This window comes from Candidatus Tisiphia endosymbiont of Dioctria linearis (genome assembly GCF_964026545.1).
In the GTDB taxonomy this organism is placed as follows: domain Bacteria; phylum Pseudomonadota; class Alphaproteobacteria; order Rickettsiales; family Rickettsiaceae; genus Tisiphia.
Genome location: NZ_OZ032156.1, coordinates 534,903 through 555,738, shown reverse-complemented (window position 1 = coordinate 555,738; position 20,836 = coordinate 534,903). Strand labels below are relative to the sequence as shown.

Below are 20,836 nucleotides of genomic sequence, written 5' to 3'. Positions count from 1 at the left end.
ATTCGAACTTAAAAACTGAAATATATCTAAATTTAATGTATTTGTCAATCATCTGCGATAAAAATGTCGATTTCCTGTTTAAGATTTTGAATCTTTTCTGGTAAATCTAAATAAGCAGCTATCGCCAAAAATAATCCTAAATATTTTTTAGGATCGACTAAATTTGCTAGATCGTCATAAATTTCCGAGGAGTCATTGGTAGAAAATTTATTATATAATTCTACAATTTCAAAAGATGGGCTTGCTGTAAAGGCAGTTTGTAATAACTCAATATTCTTATTACTCCATTTAGAGGAGTTTAAAGATAGATAAAGATTTAGTGCTTCAATATGGGAAGCTATAAGTTTAATAGCTGATTCTAAATAATATATCGCCTCTTTTGTTTGGTTAGTCTCTAACATATTTTTAGCAGCTATAACATAATAATCAGCTATTTTGTTTTTAAGAGACTCTAGTTTCTGTCCGTCAACTCTGCTAAGTTTAGATACCACAAAAACAAATTTTGTCCATAGAGCAAGTTTGGCATAACAATTAAGTAAAATTTCTAAAGTTTCACTATCAGATTCATTTAAGTTAAACGATCTAACAGCATAATACTCAGCTATGTCATACATATTATTCTGATAATGTATTTGTGCGAGTCTTTTGGTAACAAAAGGAATATAATGTTTAGATTGTTCTAATTCCTGAAAATATTTTATTTTTACTGAAATATCTAGTTCTGATTCTGCTAAAAGTAAAATATGAAACACCTTATTTTCCTGGCTTAAACGGTAAGATATTTTTTGGCTCGTTACTGCTGATTTTAATTTTTCACCAGAAACGTATTCTGCCATAGCTTTCATTAGTAAGTAATTATCGTTATTGGCTCTTTTAGTAAAGAAAAGAGCTTTTAAATTAGTAGGTAGATTAATAATTAAACATAATATTTTAACAGAAATAGCAGTAAAAAGTGTAAGTAATATATATAAAATAACGAAAGTAAAAAATGTTGTTTCTAGATAATAGTCATATAAGTTTAAAGTTAATCTTGAGTCAAGTTGATTTAACATAGAAAAACTAAAATATAACAACAAAAATGTAATACAAATTATCAATAATCTTATCATTAGTTTACTCTACGAATTCTTGTTGTAATTTTCTTGTTGTAGTTCTTCTGAATAAAAGAAATTAATAAAATAATCTAGGTTTCCTATTATTTTTAATTTCAGCTTTTCTTTATCTTTGAGGCTACTAGATTTTTTTTCAATTTTGATAAATTGCTTGATCCAGCAATCGGTTTTTGGAAAGATCCTTACTAAACCTAAATTATTATCAAGTAAATAATTTTTATTATAATAGTGCATATCTATCAAAATATTTTTTATTTTTGCAGGTAACTCCATAGTTTCAATTTGATAAAGTTGCTCTGTATAATCTTTATCTTGCAGAAAATTCTTTACCAGAAGATTGATGCTAAGTAAATAATTACTGTAAACATTGGAAGGGGCTTTAGATTGTTCTGGTTGGTGGGGGGTACTCACAGAAGAATTATCATTATCTTCCTGAGGTGCATTCTCCTCTAAATTGGTAGTATCTGAAGATGGGGGGATTTCTTGTATTGTTACGTTATTAGATAACTTAGAATCCGTCTTTTTATTATTTAAAAAAGTCATATAAGTTATCGATATGGCAAATAATACAACCAAAATAATTGTAAAAATAATAGGGTTGTTTCTACGGACTTTTATTATATTAGTTTCTGATTTTTGCATTATTTTGGGCATTATAAATTAATAATTCTAACATTTGCTGAGGTTGTCCATTATCACAATAAACCACATTTTTAGTAAAAGAGCTAATAATATTTGCTACTTTTTTACTTATAGTAATAACTAAACTATTGGCTAAGGATTCTAGCAAATTATTTTTTATTAATAATTCAATAAAAGTCTTAGTGCAGTTCTGTGAATATAGTAGAATAAAATTGATGCCCTTTTCAATTTCTGCTATGTGCTGCAGCTTAGTTGCATATTTTACCTGATAAATAATGTGTCTTTTAATCGCTTGAGGTAAATCTTGGGTGATTTCATTTGACGACAAATATACGGTTTGGTGATATATTTCTGGTGGAATGTTTTCTAGCAGCTCTTGTACATTGCTAGCAACATATTGCACTATAAAATTATTTTGTTCTAGAATTAATTTTGATGAATTACCGACTATCCACATATTCTTCTTTTCGATATTTTGATGTCTGGCTAGGATTTTAGCAGCAAATTTACTAGTGATAATGACATTAGGATAATCATATAAAAGGGTACCATCTAATGGCAAAGTTTGATATTCCACTAAAGGACAACATATATAGTTAAAGCTACATTGATGATTACGCTGCAACTCTTGAATAATGTCGTAATTATCTTCTAAGCTTCTAGTTAATAGCACCGATTTCATAGAGCCAGATCATTGGATAATTTTTGATAATCTATGGCAAGTGGATTAGGCCCAATAATAGATAAAGTAGGTTTGCTAGCAAATATTTTGTTAGCAATATTTATGATATCTCGGTTTGTTATATTCATAATATATTCAATAGTGTCCTCAATAGGTAAATATTTGCCAAAAACAGCAAAATTCTTACCAATTTCTTCTGACTTATAAGATGAATCTTCTTGGGATATATGGATACTAGTTTTTAATTGTATTTTAGCCCGATCAATTTCTGAATCTTTGATCTCTACAGAAATATTGTTAATTTCATTGACTAATTGTTCTGCAAGAAATGGTAGTTTATCATGACTAGTGGAAACGTATATGCCAAAAATCCCACTATCATAGTGTGAGCTATTATAGCTACCAATTGAGTAGGCAAGTCCAAGCTTTTCTCTGATTTGTTGAAATAATCTTGATGACATACCGTTACCAAGTATTAGTGACAGAGCTTGAGTATGATATAATTGCTGTATGTTAAAATAGGGTACACTTTCGAACCCCAGAACTAAGGTAGTTTGCTCAAGTTCTTTGGTAATAACACTATGCCCCCCAGTGTATCTAGCTTTCTCAAAATGATTATTTGGTTTATCTTTTAATGAACAAAATAATTTTTCAGCAAATTCTACAATTTGTTGATGCTCAACATTTCCTGCCACTGATAAGTAAATATTTCCGGCATTATAATGTTTATCAATATAATTGCTAAAATGTTCCTTATCAAATTTTGCTAAACTGTCATAAGTTCCCAAAATTGACCGACCAAGTGCTTGATTTTCATAAGCACTACTGTAAAATTTTTCGTGAATAAGCTCATCGGGATTATCCTGTACACAAGCAATTTCTTGTAAAATCACCTGATATTCTTTGGCTATTTCTTCTTCTGAAAAAACTGAATTTTGCAAGATATCTGCCAATATTTCTAGAGCAGTATAACAATTCTCACTCAATATTTTTGAGTAATAAACAGTCTGTTCATGACCGGTATAAGCATTAAACTGCCCTCCTATAGAGTCAAATTCTTCGGCAATTTGCTTAGCGGTTCTAGTTGTTGTTCCTTTAAATGCCATATGTTCAAGAAAATGAGATATCCCTATTTCTGAATATTGTTCATAGCGGCTACCTACATTAACAATGAGATTAATAGCTACGGATTTTATATTAGGCATATGGTAAGTAACAACAGTTAGTCCATTGTTAAGTTTGCTTGAGTTAAAGGTCATTTTATCACTTATTTATTAGTTTAAAGAGTATAGCTTAGTATTACGTTGTCATTGCGAGGATGCATGAGCCAACGAAGCAATCCAGAAAGGTGTTGTAAAATGGATTGCTTCGACCATTACATGGTCTCGCAATGACGCATATGCACCCCAACCGTCATTGCGAGGAGCCACTTTGGTGGCGACGAAGCAATCCATTTCTAATCTAATCACTTCATGGATTGCCACGCTCACGTACGTTCGCTCGCAATGACGCCAGAAGGTGGATTGCTTCGTCGACCTATGTCTCCTTGCAATGACAGTAATACTAATCAAGTACAGACAAAAAATATAACCATTTACCAATACTTATGCAAGAGGTCTATTTATTTACTACATATTTTTATATATATTTAGTATAATAGACTTTTGTATAATCTAAAGATATTCTCGTGTTTAAAAAAATCAATTTCGCTAAAATGCATGGATTAGGTAATGATTTTGTGATTATCAATCAGCGTGATTTACCTATAAATTGTGATTTACAGCAATTATCGCTAAATATCTCCAATCGTCGTACTGGTATTGGTTGTGATCAGTTTATTATTTACGATCAAAAAACTAATTACTATGAAATGGCTGTATATAACCAAAATGGCTCAAGTGCCAAATTATGTGGGAATGCTTCAAGATGTCTCACCAAGTTGTTACATCTTGATTTCGGTATAACAGAAGTTACTTTAAAAATATACGGAAAAGAATTGTCTTGTAAGATATTAAGTGACAACGAGATCGAGGTGAATACTGGGGTAGTTAGTTTTGAGGAAGATTGGATGCCTTCAGCCGAAAAGATTTGGCCAATTATGGAGCGTTATATGATTGATATCAAGGAAGTTATTTGTGCTGATATTGGCAATCCACATTTTATTATTTTTAGTGATTTAGCTACTAAAGATAAAGAAATAATTGGAGAGAAATTACAAGCAAAAGAGTTGTTTACTGATGGGGTTAACGTTAATTTTGCTTCAATCAAGGATAATAAAATTTATTTATCGGTTTGGGAAAGAGGAGTTGGCTTAACTCTTGCTTGTGGTAGTGGGGCATGTGCTAGCTTTGCTTCAGCAGTAAAGCTTGGCTTTGTTAGCTCTCCTTGTGAAGTAGTCTTTCAATTAGGTAGTCTACAAATGTCAAAACAAGGGGAGAATATCATGATGCTTGGGTCTACTGCTTTAGTGGTACGTGGAGAGTTTTTTTATGGCTAAACCACAAGAAGTCGTAACTCAAGAGGTTGTAACTTTTGGCTGCCGATTAAATATTTATGAAAGTGAAGTGATTAGAACTAACTTAGCTCTTTCTGGTTTAGAAAATGTCATGGTATTTAATACTTGTGCTGTCACTAAGGAAGCTGAAAAACAATCACGTCAAGCAATTCGTAAAGCTAAGAAAAATAACCATAATGCAAGAATTATTGTTACTGGCTGTGCTGCTCAGAATAACCCAGATATTTTTGCTAATATGGTTGAGGTCGACAAAGTACTTGGTAATGAGGAAAAATTGATTGCTAGCAATTATCAATTTACTGAAGAAAAAGTAGCAGTAAATGATATAATGTCTGTTACGGAAACTGCTAATCATCTGGTGGCTAGCTTTGATGGCAAATCTCGGGCTTTTATTCAAGTGCAGAATGGTTGTAATCATCGTTGTACCTTCTGCATTATACCTTATGCTAGAGGCAATAGTCGCTCAGTCCCAATGGGAGTGATAGTACAGCAGTTAAGGACATTAGTAGCTAATGGGTATAATGAAGTAGTATTTACCGGAGTTGACGTTACGGCATATGGATCAGATTTACCAGGAACTCCAACTTTTGCCCAGATGATTAGAAGGATTATAGGGTTGGTTCCGGAACTAAAAAGACTTAGATTATCTTCTATTGATGTAGCTGAAATCGATGATGATTTGTTTGATTTGATGGCTTATGCTCCACAAATTATGCCGCATTTTCATATTAGTTTACAAGCTGGTGATGACATGATACTTAAGCGTATGAAACGTCGCCATAATCGTCAAAATGTTATTGATTTTTGTCATAAATTGCGTAACTTAAGAACAAATGTATCATTCGGGGCAGACATTATAGCTGGTTTCCCGACGGAAAATGAGGTAATGTTTGAGAATACAAGAAAACTTATCTCTGAGGCGGATTTGCAATATTTACATGTTTTCCCGTATTCTGAGCGTGATGAAACTCCAGCTGCCAGAATGCCGCAAGTAGCAAAATCTGTTAGAAAAGCTAGAGCAGAAATTTTAAGGGTAACAGGGGAGCAACAATTACAACAATTTTTCCAAAGGAATATAGGGCATGAAGTGGAATTACTTGTAGAGCAAAATAACATAGCTCATACAGAAAATTTTATTCCGGTAAAGTTGCAAGGTAATTTTGACGTTGGGCAAATTATTAAATCTCGGTTAGTTGCTATAGAGGATAATTATATGATTTCAGAAATTTTGGTATAGTAGACTTACCTAGGCTCTGTGAACAAAATTTTAATTGTTTAGATTTCGACTCTTTTTAGCTGCAAATTATAAGATTTTTTTGAAATAGAACTAACTATTCCGGCAAAAATCTTATTAATTTTCGCTTAAAAATACTCAAAATCTAAACAATTAAAATTTTGTTCACAGAGCCTAGCATAAGTCAAAATCTGATAGAGATATATGTAGTTTTATCAATTTAATATTCTTTTATGACAAAAAAGTTAAAGCATGATTCATTAGTTAAAACAATAATGGCTGATCCTGTGGCAGCACAAGAATTTCTGGAATATTATTTGCCTAATGATTTTAAGAGTTTAGTAGATTTATCAAAAATAACAGTAGAAAAAGAAAGTTACATAGAAGAATCTTTAAACAAGAAATATAGTGATATAGTGTATGGAGTTGCTACCGAGAATCAGGGTAAGGCTTTTGTTTATGTGTTGATTGAGGCTCAGTCGGGCGTTGATTATTGGACAGCTCTGCGATTATGGAAATACACATTGTTATTATGTGAAAGGCATAAAAAAGGAAGAAAGAAATTACCATTAGTATATAATTTAGTAATTTATAATGGGAGGGAAGTGTATACTGCTCCTAGGAATTTATGGAGCTTGTTTACCGATGCAGTTATAGCCAAGAAAGTGATGACAGAAGATTATCAATTGGTCGATTTACAAAGCATGTCTGATGATGAAATAATGAAGAAGAAGCATGTTGGGATGTTAGAATATATGCTCAAGCATATACATGAGCGGGATATGATAAAGCTTTGGGAAGAATTTCTACAAAGGTTTAAATTAGAGATATTAATTGATAAAGAGAATGGTTATATTTACTTAAGATCGTTTTTATGGTACACTGACATAAAATTACCTGAGGCAAGACAATCAGAATTAGAAGAGCTACTAGCTAAGTATTTGTCAGAAGAAGAAAAAGGGAACATTATGAGAACTGTTGCACAAAAATATATTGAGGAAGGTGAAGCTAGAGGTATCCAGCTAGGCGAGAAGCTAGAGGCGAAGCTAGAGGCAAAGCTAGAAGAAATTTCGAAGTGGCAAGAAATCTTCAGAAAGCTGGAATATCGATTGAGATAATATCTCAATCTACTGGGTTAACTAAAGAGCAAATTGAAGAATTAGAATAAATATAAGTATTCTTACAATTGCCACGCCACCTAACTAGGACTCGCTAATAGACGTCTTTTCAACTACTATTTCCTTAGGTTGACACCTATGTGCAATGACGCTAAGGCTAAATACTAATCGGATTTATAACGTTGTCAATTTAAGTTAATTCACTATATAAATAATTGCTATGAAAAAATTTAAAAGCATTGCTGTCTATGGTGGCGGTAGCTGGGGAACTGCACTAGCCTGTCAAGTGGCAAGGTGCTATGATGATGTGTCGATATTGGTACGTGAGAATAGTATTATCCAGGAAATATTAAATAATCGAACTAATAGCAAATATCTTGGTTCTGATATTACATTACCAACTAATCTAGTTCCTTGTGATAATTTATCAGCTTTACTAGACAAAGAAGTAATAATTATTGCGGTACCATCTTTTGTTTTCCAAGAAACTTTGAAGATATTAAAAGATGCTGGGATATCTGAAAGCGTAGCGTTATTAGTTGCAACTAAAGGATTTGGCAGAGACCCTACGGAGTTATTATCTGATAAAGTAAAAGCCATATTACCAGCTAATCCTTTAGCCTTTATAGCTGGACCTAACCTAGCTAAAGAGGTTGCTCAAGATTTATTAACTTCAGTAACCATTGCTTCTTTAGATGTTAATCTTGCCAGACGACTAGCAATTAGTTTGGCATCTCAACAGTTTAAGGTGACCATAACTGACTATATGGTAGTGATGCAAGTGGCGTCGGCTGTTAAGAATATTATAGCAATAAAGAGTGGTTGGTATGATGCAAAAGGTTACGGACAAAATGCAAAAGCCGGACTTATAACTCAAGCGATTCAAGAAATAAGAATTTTATCTGAGGCTATTGATGGAGAGCTTGGAGATGCTTCTATTTTGTGTGCTCCGGGTATATTAGGGGATTTGGTGCTAACTTGTTATTCTAAGGAATCACGAAATACTAGATTTGGTTATGAGCTTGGTAAGCATTTAGATGTTGAAAATTTTTTAAATCAAAATTTATACTTAGTGGAAGGGATAGAATCTGCTAGACTGGTACTGGATCTCATAAGAAAGTATAACCTAGTACTGCCTATTATTGAATCAGTAATTAAAGAACTGAAGATAATATGAAATTCTTTAGCAAATTACCGCAAACATTATCACAAATAGTTAGTAAAATAATATTATTAGAATGTTGTTTGTTATTAGTAATTTTTCCGCTAGAAAATTTTAGAATTAACACAGAAACTGTTATTTTTCCAGCTTTTGAAGTTAGTTTACTTTACTATTTTGCTACATTTTATCATATTGGTTTTTGGCTAATATTTTTAGTAGGAATAATTTTTGACCAATTATATTCTATGCCAATTGGTACAAATTCCTTGGTTCTTGTAACTGCTCACATAATTTTACAATTTGCTGGAAAATTCTTTATAGTTAGAAGTTATTTGACAAATTTCTTGATTTTTGGGTTATATTATTTTTTTATATTACATTTTAGATATTTGCTAATTTTAACTAAAGGTCTATCTTCCCAAGGGTATCTTACGATGTTAATGCACTATCTTACTACGATATTTTCCTATAATTTGCTACGAATTCCTCTTGATAAGGCATTGTTCCCCAAACGTCAAGGAGAGGAAGTTTAACCCTCAAACGTCATGGCTCAGAGCTACTTTAGTAGAGACAAAGCAATCCAGAAAAGTATTAGAAATGGATTGCTTCGACTATTACATGGTCTCGCAATGACGTTTGGTATAGTCAATTGATGAGAAGTTGGGGACGTTGTCACTCGTCGCTCGCCTATTACTTATAGGCGTCGCTCCATCGCTCCTAGCCCCAAATTCTCCTGAATTGACTATATCTAGTACTACAAAAACATAATAGGAATCGCTATCAAAAAAATATGCTAAATAATAAAATATTACATAACCAGTTAATATCAAGACGGTCTTTTCTGATAGGTTCAGGAAAACTGACATTATTTTCATTATTGGCTGGAAAAATGTTTTATATGCAGTTATTTGAAAGTGATAAATATCGTACTTTATCTGATAAAAATCGTATAAGTTTTATTCTAGTTCCGCCATTCAGGGGACAAATTTATGATGTTAACGGTAATGTTTTAGCTACCAACCAAACTTGTTTTAGGTTATTACTGGATATGCATGAGGCTAATAATTACAAACAGGAATTAATTCTAGTAGCAAATATCTTGCAACTAACTGAAGAAAAACAAAATTACATTAATCAAAAAATAAAAAAAGCCAATAAACGTGTTCCTTTACTGATATTAGATAATCTTAGTTGGCAACAAATGTCACTCATTGAAGAACAAAAGTTAAATTTAACTTCTGTTTTTGTAGATGTTGGTTATGTAAGATTTTACCATTTTTCAGAAGCGGCTTGTCATGTAATAGGTTACACTGGACAGATTAATGAGCAAGAGAAACAAGAGCTAGAAATCAATAATTTAGGGGATTTTAATATTGGTAAATCTGGTGTAGAAAAATATTATGAAGAAAAGTTACGTGGGAAATTTGGTTATAAGCAGATAGAAGTAAATGCTTTAGGCAAACAAGTCAGAGAAATTACCAATCTTCCAAGTCAACAAGGAGAGGACTTACATCTAAATATTGATGCAGAGTTACAACAAAGAGTGCAGCCTTATTTAACTAAACAAGGCTGTTCGGCTATAGTTATTGATACAAATAATGGTAATGTTTTAGTGCTGGCTATGTCGCCGGTATTTGAAGCTAATAATTTTGTAAAATTGTCTCAAGATTATTGGCAAAGTTTAATTAATGATCCTTATAAGCCGTTAATTAATAAAACCATACAAAGTACTTATCCACCTGGGTCTATATTCAAAATTATTACAATTTTAGCTGGTTTAGAGAGTGGAATTAAACCAGATAAAACGGTTAATTGTACTGGGGATTCAGTATTAGGTACTAATAGCTTCCGGTGCTGGAGTCGTCATGGTCATGGCACAGTGGATATGTATAATTCCATTAAGCATTCTTGTAACTCTTATATGTATGAAATAGCTCGCTTAACAGGTCATAAAAAAATATTAGATATGGCAAGAAATTTTGGTTTCGGTACAAAAACTGGTATTGATTTGACTGGAGAAGCCTCAGGTTTCCTTCCTTCAGAAGAATGGAAAATGAAAAAATTTAACTCTAAATGGACGATTGGTGATACTCTTAACTTATCGATAGGGCAGGGATTTTTATCAGCTACTCCAATCCAGTTAGCTAGGTTTGTAACGGCAATTGCTAATAATGGGAAATTGTATAATCCTAGAATTGCTAAAGATATATCGGTATTTGATCAGGTTAACATCAATCAAAAATACTTAGATATTTTAAAAGAAGGCATGTATAAAGCAGTTAATACTGAAGGAGGGACGGCTTATTATAGTAGAATTTTGGCAGAAGGACATCAATTAGCTGGTAAAACAGGTACGGCACAAGTACAAGCAAAAGCTAATATAGATGATGATTTAAGTAGTAAATCAGTTGTTTGGCAAAGGCGTAACCATGCTATATTTGCCGGATTCGCTCCCTACCAACAACCTCGTTACTCTATTCTGGTCTTTGTCGATCATGGCGGAGGTGGAGGTAGGGCAGCGGCTCCTATAGCCAACAAAATTATGACTATGGTGCTTGATAAATATAGCTAACTCGATTATTAGACTTCCTGCATAAGTCAAAAAAGCCCTCGGGATTTTTAGGAGAAACGAAGCCTGCTACCTTCACATTCTTAGCACTTTTCTATCTCGAAGATAAGTCGCCTATAAGTAATAGGCGAGCATTGAGCGACGACATCACCAACTTCTCATCAATTGACTATATCTGGTAGAAAAGATATATTGGGATTATGGCTTAGTGAAAATGAGGGAGCAAAATTTTGGCTTGGTAATTTTAATGAGATGAAGAATAGAGGACTAAAAGATATACTGATTGCCTGTAGTGATAATCTTGCTGGTATGTCTGAGGTGATAGAAGCAGTTTATCCAAAAACTGAACATCAATTATGTATCGTATAAAGATAGGAAGCAATTAGCTGTTGATTTAAAGCCGATATATACTGCAGTAGCGGAAGAACAAGCCCATTTGGCGTTAGTATCGTTTGAAGAAAAATGGAATAAACAATATCCACAAATTGCCAAATCTTGGTATAATAACTGGAATAATTTAATGACCTAATTTTGGAAATTTACACAGTTTTTTGGATAGTCCCATGAAAGCAACATTATATATTTTAAGTGTACTTGGACTTGGGGCAATAAAAGCTAGTATAGTAAAATCTCTTGATAGCAGTATTCCTGTTTCTTTAGTGGTATTTTCCCAATTTTTTCTTTGTATTGTCTATTTTTTACCAAAAGTTATAAAATCTGGTGGTAGATTAATAGTGTCGCAACATTATTGGGTATTAATTAGCAGGGGATTATTAGGTACAGCATATTGGTATTGTGTGTTTTTATCAGCAAATTACTTGTCTCTTTTCAATGTCAGTGTACTTACAAATCTTTCTCCACTTTGGGTGTTACTAATAACTGGCATTTTTATTGATAAATCTATTAACAAAGAACTATTATTTTTAGCGATAATTGGCTTTATTGGGTGCTTATTAGTATTAAAACCATCAAGAGAAATTATAAATTTGGGAGCAATTTTTGGATTATTTAGTGGAATATTTATGGCACTAACTCCCATATCAACAAAAAGTTTGTTGAAAATAGAGAATTCAGATAGAGTACTAGTATATTATTTTGGGATAGCTTCTCTTAGTATGTTACCTTTTTTAATGAATTTTGCTATAACACAAGTATCTTCAAAGGATTGGATTATGCTATTAATCAATGCTCTGTTGATGCTTTTACACCAAATATTATTAAATAAAGGATTAAAAATTGGTTTAGTTACTGAAATAAGTATTTTAGCTTATAGCAGTGTTTTGTTCTCTTTAATTTTAACAGTAGTTATTTGGCAAGAAATACCAGATATTTTCTCAATTGTTGGAGCAATAATAATCTCAAATGGAATATATATAGCCAGGAGACAAAAATCATGATCAGAAAGCAAACCAAAGTTTTGGGAACATATTTAGTGATCGTTCACGAATTTTTTTGTTATTTTCTTATGATGAATAAAAAATCTGCCTCGCCAAGCGTCATTGCGAGGAGACCGTAAGGTCGACGAAGCAATCCAGGAAAGTGATTAGAAATGGATTACTTCTTGGCTTAAGCCTTCTCGCAATGATGTTTTGTACTTTAACTTATTTTCTGTGAACACTCACAAAAAATGAGCAATACCGCCAAAATAATGAAAACAGCTATTAGTGGAACATAAAAATCTGTTATATTTATAGATATAGCCGAATTTGCAATAACTTGTTATATCTAATTCAGGTTAATTATATTTTGAACTATTCTCAACAACCTCCTAGTAATATTGGATATTGGGTAATCTTTTATGATAAGAAGAATAATTATATTTACTATCATTGCAATTTCATTGTTAATATGCTCTATATTAGTTGCTGTAAACTTTGTTGACTATAATTCTGTCAGTAACAGTTTTGTCAATGAATTAAAAATTTCTCCTCAAAATCTAAAAAACATAAAAATAACTAAATTTCCTATACCTTATTTGACTATTGATCGTATAAAAGAAGATGGAAGGCTAGAATTAGAAAATATAAAAATTTACTTTGCTCCATGGTCATTATTAATTCTTAGACCAAAAATTAGTGCTGTAACCATAAATAATGCCACAATATATTCAGATGAGCAGGATTTTGACATTATAAACCATGATAGGATAGTTAGTTCATTGATAACAAATGGTATAATAGATATAAATTTTGATGTTAAAAATCTGACTATTCTAAATAAAGATAACCAACCTATTCTTACTTTAAATAACTGCTCTCTATTTAAAAACAATCCTATTTCTAGTAAAATTTCATTCAAGGGAAATGGGGGGTATGTGGGAAAATTATCTGGATTCTTTGAAAGAAATGCTAATCAAATAAATCTGGACCTTACTATCGCTAATAGTGATTATAATTTTCACCTGTTAGAAACCTATATAGATTCTAAACTAATAAATGGCAAAGCAGAATATCTAATACAACATTTAGCTGATATATTACATATTCTTATACCAGATTTAGATTCTTTATTTAGAAAAATTAACCCGAATGAAAAGATAAATATCAAGTTTGACATTTTGTCTACTCCTCAATTACTCAAACTAGAAAATATAATTATAGATTCTAATTCACTAGCAGGTAACGGTTCAATATATTTGAACAAAAGTGACGAGGTCACTAGTATAATAAAATTACATTTTCCTAAGATAGATACAAAATCACTAATTACCTCATCAAATAATATTAAACAATTTAGCAATTCAGTCTTTGGGTTAAGGTTTCTCTTTGATAACAAATCAATTATCACCAATATTTTAGTTGATCAAATAATATTAAATAATGATGAGGTATTAAATAATACTAAAATTTTGCTTAATTTAGACAAAGGGGTATTAGTGGTTAATGATTTTTCTGGTACAATAAAATCTGGAGGAAATTTTCAATTTGTAGGTAATGTAACTCAAAACTCAGTAAGAAGTATATTTGATGGCACAATTTACTTGCAACATAATGACCTTAATTCTGTATTGAATACTTTAGGTTATCAACAGGCAGTTAGTAAAAAGCCTACAGCTTTTATTTTATCCTCAGATTTAAAACTAACTTTAATAGATGTATATTTACAAAACCTTATGCTGAAAACTGAAAACACTAAAGTTACCGGTAATATTACGGCTAGATTTATTGGTTCTATGCCGCATTTTATAGCTATTCTTGACTTCTCCTCGATAGATTTAAATAGAGAGGATTATCCGATAATTTCTCCAATGGTGAAATTTGCCAAAAGTTTGTCAGAAAATATGAAAGATGAATCATATCTAGCTAAATATATTCCCATTAGGACAGTTGATTATTTAGGTAATTTTGATATCACGATCAATGATATACTTATGGAAAATAATTCATTTGGTAAAGCATATATATTAGCAAATATTTCGCCAGGTAATATTGAAATTAGTAATCTTGATATAAGAACCAATAGTGATTACATCAATCTTAGTGCCAATTTGTTAGCAAATAATATTAAACCACAATTAGAAGTTACAATAAATGATGGTTCTCTTAATGTTAACTATTTAACGGCTGAATCTTTACTTAATCTACGAAATAAATTACTAAATGAATTTGATTTAGAAAAAATAGAGTTAAAATTAGATGGCATGTTATCAAAAATAATGCAGGATGCTCTAGTATTACAAGATATTAAATTTGCTTTAGCAAATAACAATACCTTATTTAAAATCAGTAACCTTGAAGCAAATCTACTTTCTGGTAAATTAGCAGCAGAAGGTAATATTTTATTAGATCCATATACTCTTAACTTTGTTTATGCCCTAAATTCTATTGATTTAGCTCAATTATCTAATATCTTTCCGAAAGGGTTACTAAACAATTATGGGGGGATGAGTATCAATGGAACACTCGCCACTAATGGTGATAGTTTAAAAAAATTGTTATATGAGCTTAGCACTCAATCAGAGTTTGTCGTAAAAAATGCTAAAATCAGTAACTTTTCCATTGATTCATTTATAGAAAAAGTTAATAATAAAGATTATAATCTTAAATATTTAAAAGAAGATTTAGCCCACGCTGTGTATCAAGGGCAAACTGAGTTGGATAGTTTGCGTGGCAACATTCAGTTAAAAAATGGTATAGTTACAATAAAAGATGTAGTATTTAATACGAAATATACTAGTGGGTCTGCATCATTAGCTGTAAATGTATATAATTGGGACATGACATTATCTTCAATATTATCTTTCTATATAGCAGACTTAAAACTTAATTTAAACGATTCTAGTAATCAAAATACTCCTGTAAATCTTAAAATAAAAACATCAGGTACTATGTTAGACCCTATAAAAACGTTAGATGAAACTGAATTAACAAAGGCTTTAGAGAACAAAAAAAAATCTACAATTACAAAATAATAAAGGTTATTATTAAAAATTTTTAAGGATTACAGTTTAGGATAATTTTTTATCTTAACGATATTTTAATCTTGCTATGACTTGTAATATTGTTATATCTTAACAAGATATATAAAAATATATAATTATGTTAATGCGATTACAACTATTGCTATTTTTTTCCTGTATAATAACGTTCAGTATAAGTTCATGTCCTGCTTATGCTGCAAAAAAGCCGGTATCTTTGCCAACTCAGACAAGTCTTGTTGTAGATTGCAAAACCGGTAGAATATTGCATGATAGAAATTCTACTACTAAAATATATCCAGCTTCATTGACAAAACTAATGACCTTGTATTTATTATTTGAAGCAGTAGAATCTGGCAGATTATCAATGAACCAAAAATTATATGTTTCAAAAAATGCAGAAAGAATGTTGCCATGTAAGCTAGGGCTTAGAGCGAAAGAATCTATTACTGTAAGAGAGGCTATTTTAGCCCTAATTGTTAAATCTGCAAATGACGCGGCTATGGTTGTAGCTGAAAATATCAAAGGTAGTGAGGAAAAATTTGCTCAGTTGATGACTATTCGGGCTCATCAGCTTGGTATGAGAGATACTTATTTTAAAAATGCTTCTGGATGGCATCATCCTTGTCAAAAAACTACCGCTCGGGATCTTGCTAAACTATCTATAGCTATTAAGCGAGATTTTCCCAAATATTATAGTTATTTTTCTAAAAATAACTTTGTTTTTAGAGGTAAAACTATACGAGGGCATAATAAAGTGAATGAAACTTATGAAGGAGTTGAAGGGTTAAAAACTGGCTATACCACTCCAGCTGGCTATAACTTGATTACTGCTGCAACTAGAAAAAACAAATCATTGGTTGCTATTGTCACTGGTGGCAGATCTGCTGAGTCTAGAAATTTGCAAATGGTAAAACTATTAGATACGCATTTTGATAAACTGAGCAGTAATAAGACAATGGCTAATAAATTGATAGCAAAGATAACGGTACCATCAAAAACATATAGCAGAAAAATAAAGTCAACTAAAGTTGCAACAAATCTTAAAGTAAAAAACAAAAAAAAGCTGGTTCAAAGTTAGGGAGGGGTAAGTAATCTCAATTTGGTATAAGAATAAGCCTTTTAAAGATATGGTTAATAGTATAGTCAATTGAATAGGGAGAATATAAAAGCAAAAATGAGCAGATTGGTACAAAAAGAGGGGGGACATATTCAAAGCAATCTAACTAAAAAACAAAAAAAGGTCGTTTTGTTACTCTCAGTCGGTACATTCTTAGAATATTTTGATCTGATGCTCTATATACATATGATGGTAGTTCTTAATGAACTTTTTTTCCCAAAATATGACCCGTATGCAGCACAATTACTTTTATCCTTTACTTTTTGTGCTACATATTTATTGAGACCTATAGGGGCGTTAATTTTTGGATGGATTGGTGATAATGTAGGTCGTAAATCAACCGTTATTATCACCACTTTCATGATGGCAATTTCTTGTCTTATCATTGCTAATTTACCAACTTATGCTGAAATAGGTATCACTGCTACTGTGATTTTATCAATATGTCTTATTGTGCAAGGTATTAGTTCCATGGGAGAAATAATAGGGGCAGAGCTATATTTGACTGAAACTATAAAACCACCACAACAATATTCAGCTGTATCATTATTGGTTTTCTTATCTATATTAGGGGGAACATTTGCTTTGGGCATTGCATCTATTGCTACCTCTTGCAATTTCAATTGGCGTTATGCTTTTTGGTTTGGTGCATCAGTTGCGTTAATTGGTTCAGTAGCTAGGACGACTTTACGAGAAGCCCCAGAATTTGTCGACACAAAACGGCGAATAAAAAGAATTTTTGCAGACATTAATGAAGAACAAGATATACTAAAAAATAACCCTATTTGGACAAAAAAAGTTAATAAAATCACAACCTTATCTTGTTTTTTAATGGGTTGTACTTGGCCGGTATGTTTTTATTTAGCATTTGTTTATTGTGGAGAAATTCTTAGAAATAATTTTGGTTATACGGCTGAACAAGTCATTCGCCAAAATGTCTTCGTTTCAGTGGCAGAAATGTTAGGAATTTTGCCATTGGTATATTTAAGTTATTATATATATCCTATAGTGATTTTAAAAATCAGACTAGTAATTTTCTGGGGTTTTATTTTGATTTATCCATACTTATTAAATAATGTTAGAACGCCATTTGATATTCTTTTACTCCAGTCATTTATGATGTTTTTTGTACCTCGTTTCACTCCAGCTACATCAATTTTTTACAAATATTTTCCTATTTTTAAACGTTTTACTTATTGTGGTTTTATATATGCTGTATCACGTATGGTGATGTATGTTATCACATCTTTTGGGCTTATTTATTTAACAGAATATTTAGGTAATTATGGATTGCTGATTATTACAATTTCAATCATGATTGGATATAGTTTTGGCATATTGCATTTTGAAAAATTAGAGAAAACGACTGGAAATTATCCTAAAAAGAAAAAATGGTTTCTCTTAATGAATTAGGTAGTATTATATGGTTAAATGATGTCTAAAGAAGGTTTAATTTTTGTTGGTGTAGTACTATCAGCACAAGGAATAAAGGGCAATGTTATAGTAAAATCTTTTACTATTCCAAATACTAATATCATTAAAATGAATTTAGTTGATGAATTAGGAGAAAAAATTATTCTTAAACTACTTAGTCAAAATTCTAAAGGTGATATAATATGTAGATTTAACCAAGTGAATAATAGAACCTCCGCTGAAGGATTAAAAGGATGTAAGCTTTTTTGTCATAGGTCAGATTTCCCTTCCTTAAGTGAAGAGGAATTTTACATTGAAGACTTAAAAGGTTTATTAGTACTAGATGCCAATTTAGTCGTTATCGGAAAAATTATAAATATTTTTAATTTTAATGCAGGTGATATTATTGAAATTGAGTTTGTCAACAATAAAACAGTAGAGTTATTTCCTTTTAACAAACAGTTTTTTCCAGTAATTACTAAAGAACATGCTATTCTTACAAAATTCGAGTCATCCTGAAATAAATTCAATTAGAAATGGATTGCTTCGACCATTACATGGTCTCGCAGTGACGCTTGGTGAGTAGATTGCTTCGTTGCCACTAAAGTGGTTCTTCACAGAGCCTATAGACGTTTGTAAACTTTGAGTACTCCTTGTTTAGCTATAGAACTTAACATGCTGTAATATATTCCTTGCAGCCTCACTAGCAGAGAGATTTGTAACATCAAGCTCAAATAAATTAGGATGAGAAATTTGAATTAATGGATATTCTGGATAAACATCTTGTACATCGATTGATTTATAACGAAGCAGCCTATCTAGATGTTGAATTCGTTTAATATTTTCTTCTTCTGAAATCAGTAATTTTACTGGAATAAACACTGATCTGCGATTTATTGCTAGCTGTTGTACTTGGTTAAAAAGCTTACGATCACCATCAACTTCATACAGACAATTGGTAAGAACATAACTATTACTAATTTCTTGGCTTAAAAAATTAAAAATACCATCTCGTATAAGTCTAATTGCATCCCAAGCAAATTCTGGAATAGGAGTTAATCCATCATAATTTAGTAGTGAAAAAATAGGATTATTGATATGTTGGTTATCACATATACTATAACCAGCCCTTGCTATTTCTTTTGCTATAGTATACTTTCCGGTTCCTGGTTTTCCTATTAGGTAGATAATAATAGTAGCCACTTTGTTGATCTCACTTCTTCAAATTTTCTGCAGTACATATAAGAACATTACCATCAATTTGTATTATGCGAAGCGTGTCTCCTTTATACGCTGATTTTACAGAGTCTCTGCTGAGTTTGGCATTCATAATCGTTCCTGACCACAATACCTGTCCTTTTTCTCCTACTAGGAGTTCATTACTATATACTTGTACTTCTTGACCGAACATATCAGAATACTCGTATTTACCATGTTTTTTGCTAACATAGAATTTTAGTGGATACCATAAAATAATCAACCATATAAAAGAAGCAAAACCAAAAACTATATACTGGTATTTTAAAAGATTCGGATAATTACTCAATATTATTGTATTGGATATTCCGCCTAAACCCAAAAATAAAAAACCAACATTTGGAATATTAGCAAATTCTATAATTATACAAATAATGCCAGCGATCAGCCACCATTCTACTATTGAAATTTCAAAGATGCTCATATGATACCTTTAATTAATCTTCGATTCTGAGGTTATTAATTAAGACAATTCCTACTATAACTCCTGGTTAAACAATTGTAAACAACCATATCCTATCTCATTAAAAACAGGAATATTATAATTATTAAAAAAATAAAGAAATACACAAAATGACTAGGCTCTGTGAACAAAATTTTAATTGTTTAGATTTTGAGTATTTTTAAGCGAAAATTAATAAGATTTTTGCCGGAATAGTTAGTTCTATTTCAAAAAAATCTTATAATTTGCAGCTAAAAAGAGTCGAAATCTAGCAATTTAAATTTTGTTCACAGAGCCTAGAATAATAACGAATGGAATGATAATAAGCTAAGTTTACTTTGAAATAATTTTAGTTGGTTCAAGCAATTATCATTTAGTCATGAACAAATGTCTTTAAAAACATTATAACATTAGCTATATCTTGAGGCTTATTTAAACCAGCAAAAGACATCTTTGTTCCAGGTATATATTGGCTAGGTTTATGCAAAAAATGAAATAAACTTTCTTCATCCCATATTCCCCCTTTGCTAGATAGAGCAGTTGAATATTTATAATTCTCTGCTTTAGCTTTTTCCGTCCCAACGATATTCCATAGATGTGGTCCAACCTTATTAGCTTTACTATTGTCAAAGGAATGGCACATTAAGCATTTTTTTGCTATTTCCCTTCCCGCCTCAGCATTAGCAGTTTTCATCAATTCCTCTATATTCACTGGTGCTTCCGCAATCGCGTTCGCATCAGATCCATTAGGCGAATCTTCTGTTACTTCTACTTTGTAGCCTCGAGATTCAGGATGTAAAACTGGCTTATACAGAATATCTGTTATAAACCCTACCATCATTGCAATTAAACTGGCTAATAAAATAGAAGCAGCAATTTTATTTAACTCTATTCCAGACATATGTTTAGTGTCGTCTCCGTAGAGAGAATATGTATTACCATAAGATAGTTTTGTACTGGAGCGGGTGAAGGGATTCGAACCCTCGACTTCGACCTTGGCAAGGTAGCGCTCTACCCCTGAGCTACACCCGCTTTTAAAACACTGCAAATGGAAAAATAATTATTCTTATTCCAAATGGAGGTAAAAAGACTCACTTGTACGAAACAAATCATAAATATAGGATATACTATAAAAAGATCAAGAAGAAATAAC

At 31.5% G+C, this 20,836-nt stretch carries 19 protein-coding genes, 1 tRNA gene and 1 pseudogene; 12 read left to right on the top strand and 9 right to left on the bottom strand.

Annotated elements, in window-relative coordinates; translation table 11 throughout:
• Positions 1-44: 44 nt before the first annotated feature.
• The 4 genes from AAGD42_RS02675 to AAGD42_RS02660 are packed head-to-tail and all read right to left on the bottom strand — an operon-like array spanning position 45 to position 3,695.
• Positions 45-1,109, bottom strand: a complete 1,065-nt coding sequence (locus AAGD42_RS02675) for a hypothetical protein (RefSeq protein ID WP_341753159.1) — start codon at positions 1,107-1,109, stop codon at positions 45-47.
• A 9-nt stretch (positions 1,110-1,118) separates the two neighbouring features.
• A complete protein-coding gene (locus AAGD42_RS02670) occupies positions 1,119-1,754 on the bottom strand; it encodes a hypothetical protein (RefSeq protein ID WP_341760761.1) in 636 nt (211 codons plus the stop codon).
• Positions 1,735-2,436, bottom strand: coding sequence for a uroporphyrinogen-III synthase (locus tag AAGD42_RS02665; protein ID WP_341753157.1), 702 nt, complete (start codon positions 2,434-2,436; stop codon positions 1,735-1,737). The genes AAGD42_RS02670 and AAGD42_RS02665 overlap by 20 nt, the downstream gene beginning before the upstream one ends.
• On the bottom strand, positions 2,433-3,695 hold the full coding sequence (locus AAGD42_RS02660; protein ID WP_250311293.1) for a M16 family metallopeptidase: 1,263 nt from the start codon (positions 3,693-3,695) through the stop codon (positions 2,433-2,435). The genes AAGD42_RS02665 and AAGD42_RS02660 overlap by 4 nt, the downstream gene beginning before the upstream one ends.
• A gap of 428 nt (positions 3,696-4,123) precedes the next feature.
• Between AAGD42_RS02660 and dapF the strand changes: the two genes are divergently transcribed.
• The 5 genes from dapF to AAGD42_RS02635 all read left to right on the top strand — a co-directional run bounded on the left by dapF (position 4,124) and on the right by AAGD42_RS02635 (position 8,998).
• Positions 4,124-4,933, top strand: a complete 810-nt coding sequence (gene dapF / locus AAGD42_RS02655) for a diaminopimelate epimerase (RefSeq protein ID WP_341753156.1) — start codon at positions 4,124-4,126, stop codon at positions 4,931-4,933.
• Positions 4,926-6,188, top strand: a complete 1,263-nt coding sequence (mtaB, locus tag AAGD42_RS02650) for a tRNA (N(6)-L-threonylcarbamoyladenosine(37)-C(2))-methylthiotransferase MtaB (RefSeq protein ID WP_341753155.1) — start codon at positions 4,926-4,928, stop codon at positions 6,186-6,188. The genes dapF and mtaB overlap by 8 nt, the downstream gene beginning before the upstream one ends.
• A 230-nt stretch (positions 6,189-6,418) precedes the next feature.
• Entirely contained in the window at positions 6,419-7,303 is an 885-nt protein-coding gene (locus tag AAGD42_RS02645; RefSeq protein WP_341753154.1) for an Rpn family recombination-promoting nuclease/putative transposase, read from the top strand.
• Between the two features lie 220 nt (positions 7,304-7,523).
• Positions 7,524-8,480, top strand: coding sequence for an NAD(P)H-dependent glycerol-3-phosphate dehydrogenase (locus tag AAGD42_RS02640; RefSeq protein WP_341753153.1), 957 nt, complete (start codon positions 7,524-7,526; stop codon positions 8,478-8,480).
• Complete coding sequence (locus AAGD42_RS02635) at positions 8,477-8,998, top strand: hypothetical protein (protein ID WP_094649089.1); 522 nt, start codon at positions 8,477-8,479, stop codon at positions 8,996-8,998. The genes AAGD42_RS02640 and AAGD42_RS02635 overlap by 4 nt, the downstream gene beginning before the upstream one ends.
• Positions 8,999-9,079: 81 nt before the next feature.
• On the opposite strand, the gene AAGD42_RS02630 is transcribed toward AAGD42_RS02635, so the two are convergent.
• A complete protein-coding gene (locus tag AAGD42_RS02630; RefSeq protein ID WP_341753152.1) occupies positions 9,080-9,331 on the bottom strand; it encodes a palindromic element RPE2 domain-containing protein in 252 nt (83 codons plus the stop codon).
• Between AAGD42_RS02630 and mrdA the strand changes: the two genes are divergently transcribed.
• The 7 genes and pseudogenes from mrdA to rimM all read left to right on the top strand — a co-directional run bounded on the left by mrdA (position 9,256) and on the right by rimM (position 18,503).
• Positions 9,256-11,037, top strand: a complete 1,782-nt coding sequence (gene mrdA / locus AAGD42_RS02625) for a penicillin-binding protein 2 (RefSeq protein WP_341753151.1) — start codon at positions 9,256-9,258, stop codon at positions 11,035-11,037. The genes AAGD42_RS02630 and mrdA overlap by 76 nt on opposite strands.
• Positions 11,038-11,199: 162 nt before the next feature.
• Positions 11,200-11,563 (top strand): annotated as a pseudogene (locus AAGD42_RS02620) (transposase).
• 34 nt (positions 11,564-11,597) lie between these two features.
• A complete protein-coding gene (locus AAGD42_RS02615) occupies positions 11,598-12,431 on the top strand; it encodes a DMT family transporter (protein WP_341760760.1) in 834 nt (277 codons plus the stop codon).
• A gap of 401 nt (positions 12,432-12,832) precedes the next feature.
• Positions 12,833-15,445, top strand: a complete 2,613-nt coding sequence (locus AAGD42_RS02610; protein ID WP_341753149.1) for an AsmA-like C-terminal region-containing protein — start codon at positions 12,833-12,835, stop codon at positions 15,443-15,445.
• A 127-nt stretch (positions 15,446-15,572) separates the two neighbouring features.
• The gene (locus tag AAGD42_RS02605; RefSeq protein WP_410520944.1) at positions 15,573-16,532 is read left to right on the top strand and encodes a D-alanyl-D-alanine carboxypeptidase family protein; all 960 of its coding nucleotides are present in this window, start codon (positions 15,573-15,575) and stop codon (positions 16,530-16,532) included.
• A 96-nt stretch (positions 16,533-16,628) separates the two neighbouring features.
• The gene (locus tag AAGD42_RS02600; protein ID WP_341753148.1) at positions 16,629-17,984 is read left to right on the top strand and encodes an MFS transporter; all 1,356 of its coding nucleotides are present in this window, start codon (positions 16,629-16,631) and stop codon (positions 17,982-17,984) included.
• Between the two features lie 18 nt (positions 17,985-18,002).
• Positions 18,003-18,503 (top strand): ribosome maturation factor RimM, encoded by a 501-nt coding sequence (rimM, locus tag AAGD42_RS02595; protein WP_341753147.1) that lies wholly within the window; start codon positions 18,003-18,005, stop codon positions 18,501-18,503.
• Positions 18,504-18,641: 138 nt separating this feature from the next.
• On the opposite strand, the gene AAGD42_RS02590 is transcribed toward rimM, so the two are convergent.
• The 4 genes from AAGD42_RS02590 to AAGD42_RS02575 all read right to left on the bottom strand — a co-directional run bounded on the left by AAGD42_RS02590 (position 18,642) and on the right by AAGD42_RS02575 (position 20,715).
• Positions 18,642-19,187 carry a hypothetical protein gene (locus AAGD42_RS02590; protein WP_341750584.1) on the bottom strand — a complete coding sequence of 182 codons (546 nt, stop codon included), beginning with the start codon at positions 19,185-19,187 and terminating at the stop codon, positions 18,642-18,644.
• A gap of 10 nt (positions 19,188-19,197) precedes the next feature.
• Positions 19,198-19,665: an NfeD family protein gene (locus AAGD42_RS02585; RefSeq protein WP_341750583.1), complete on the bottom strand. Its 468-nt coding sequence runs from the start codon at positions 19,663-19,665 to the stop codon at positions 19,198-19,200.
• A 391-nt stretch (positions 19,666-20,056) separates the two neighbouring features.
• Positions 20,057-20,584, bottom strand: coding sequence for a cytochrome c family protein (locus tag AAGD42_RS02580; protein ID WP_341753146.1), 528 nt, complete (start codon positions 20,582-20,584; stop codon positions 20,057-20,059).
• A gap of 56 nt (positions 20,585-20,640) precedes the next feature.
• A tRNA-Gly gene (locus tag AAGD42_RS02575) sits at positions 20,641-20,715 on the bottom strand.
• Between the last annotated feature and the right edge of the window lie 121 nt (positions 20,716-20,836).

Coding starts and splice junctions, on each gene's coding strand:
- AAGD42_RS02675 (WP_341753159.1), bottom strand. CDS start 1,109: ATGATAAGATTATTGATAATTTGTATTACATTTTTGTTGTTATATTTT.
- AAGD42_RS02670 (WP_341760761.1), bottom strand. CDS start 1,754: ATGCAAAAATCAGAAACTAATATAATAAAAGTCCGTAGAAACAACCCT.
- AAGD42_RS02665 (WP_341753157.1), bottom strand. CDS start 2,436: ATGAAATCGGTGCTATTAACTAGAAGCTTAGAAGATAATTACGACATT.
- AAGD42_RS02660 (WP_250311293.1), bottom strand. CDS start 3,695: ATGACCTTTAACTCAAGCAAACTTAACAATGGACTAACTGTTGTTACT.
- mtaB (WP_341753155.1), top strand. CDS start 4,926: ATGGCTAAACCACAAGAAGTCGTAACTCAAGAGGTTGTAACTTTTGGC.
- AAGD42_RS02645 (WP_341753154.1), top strand. CDS start 6,419: ATGACAAAAAAGTTAAAGCATGATTCATTAGTTAAAACAATAATGGCT.
- AAGD42_RS02640 (WP_341753153.1), top strand. CDS start 7,524: ATGAAAAAATTTAAAAGCATTGCTGTCTATGGTGGCGGTAGCTGGGGA.
- AAGD42_RS02635 (WP_094649089.1), top strand. CDS start 8,477: ATGAAATTCTTTAGCAAATTACCGCAAACATTATCACAAATAGTTAGT.
- mrdA (WP_341753151.1), top strand. CDS start 9,256: ATGCTAAATAATAAAATATTACATAACCAGTTAATATCAAGACGGTCT.
- AAGD42_RS02630 (WP_341753152.1), bottom strand. CDS start 9,331: ATGTCAGTTTTCCTGAACCTATCAGAAAAGACCGTCTTGATATTAACT.
- AAGD42_RS02615 (WP_341760760.1), top strand. CDS start 11,598: ATGAAAGCAACATTATATATTTTAAGTGTACTTGGACTTGGGGCAATA.
- AAGD42_RS02610 (WP_341753149.1), top strand. CDS start 12,833: ATGATAAGAAGAATAATTATATTTACTATCATTGCAATTTCATTGTTA.
- AAGD42_RS02605 (WP_410520944.1), top strand. CDS start 15,573: ATGTTAATGCGATTACAACTATTGCTATTTTTTTCCTGTATAATAACG.
- AAGD42_RS02600 (WP_341753148.1), top strand. CDS start 16,629: ATGAGCAGATTGGTACAAAAAGAGGGGGGACATATTCAAAGCAATCTA.
- rimM (WP_341753147.1), top strand. CDS start 18,003: ATGATGTCTAAAGAAGGTTTAATTTTTGTTGGTGTAGTACTATCAGCA.
- AAGD42_RS02585 (WP_341750583.1), bottom strand. CDS start 19,665: ATGAGCATCTTTGAAATTTCAATAGTAGAATGGTGGCTGATCGCTGGC.
- AAGD42_RS02580 (WP_341753146.1), bottom strand. CDS start 20,584: ATGTCTGGAATAGAGTTAAATAAAATTGCTGCTTCTATTTTATTAGCC.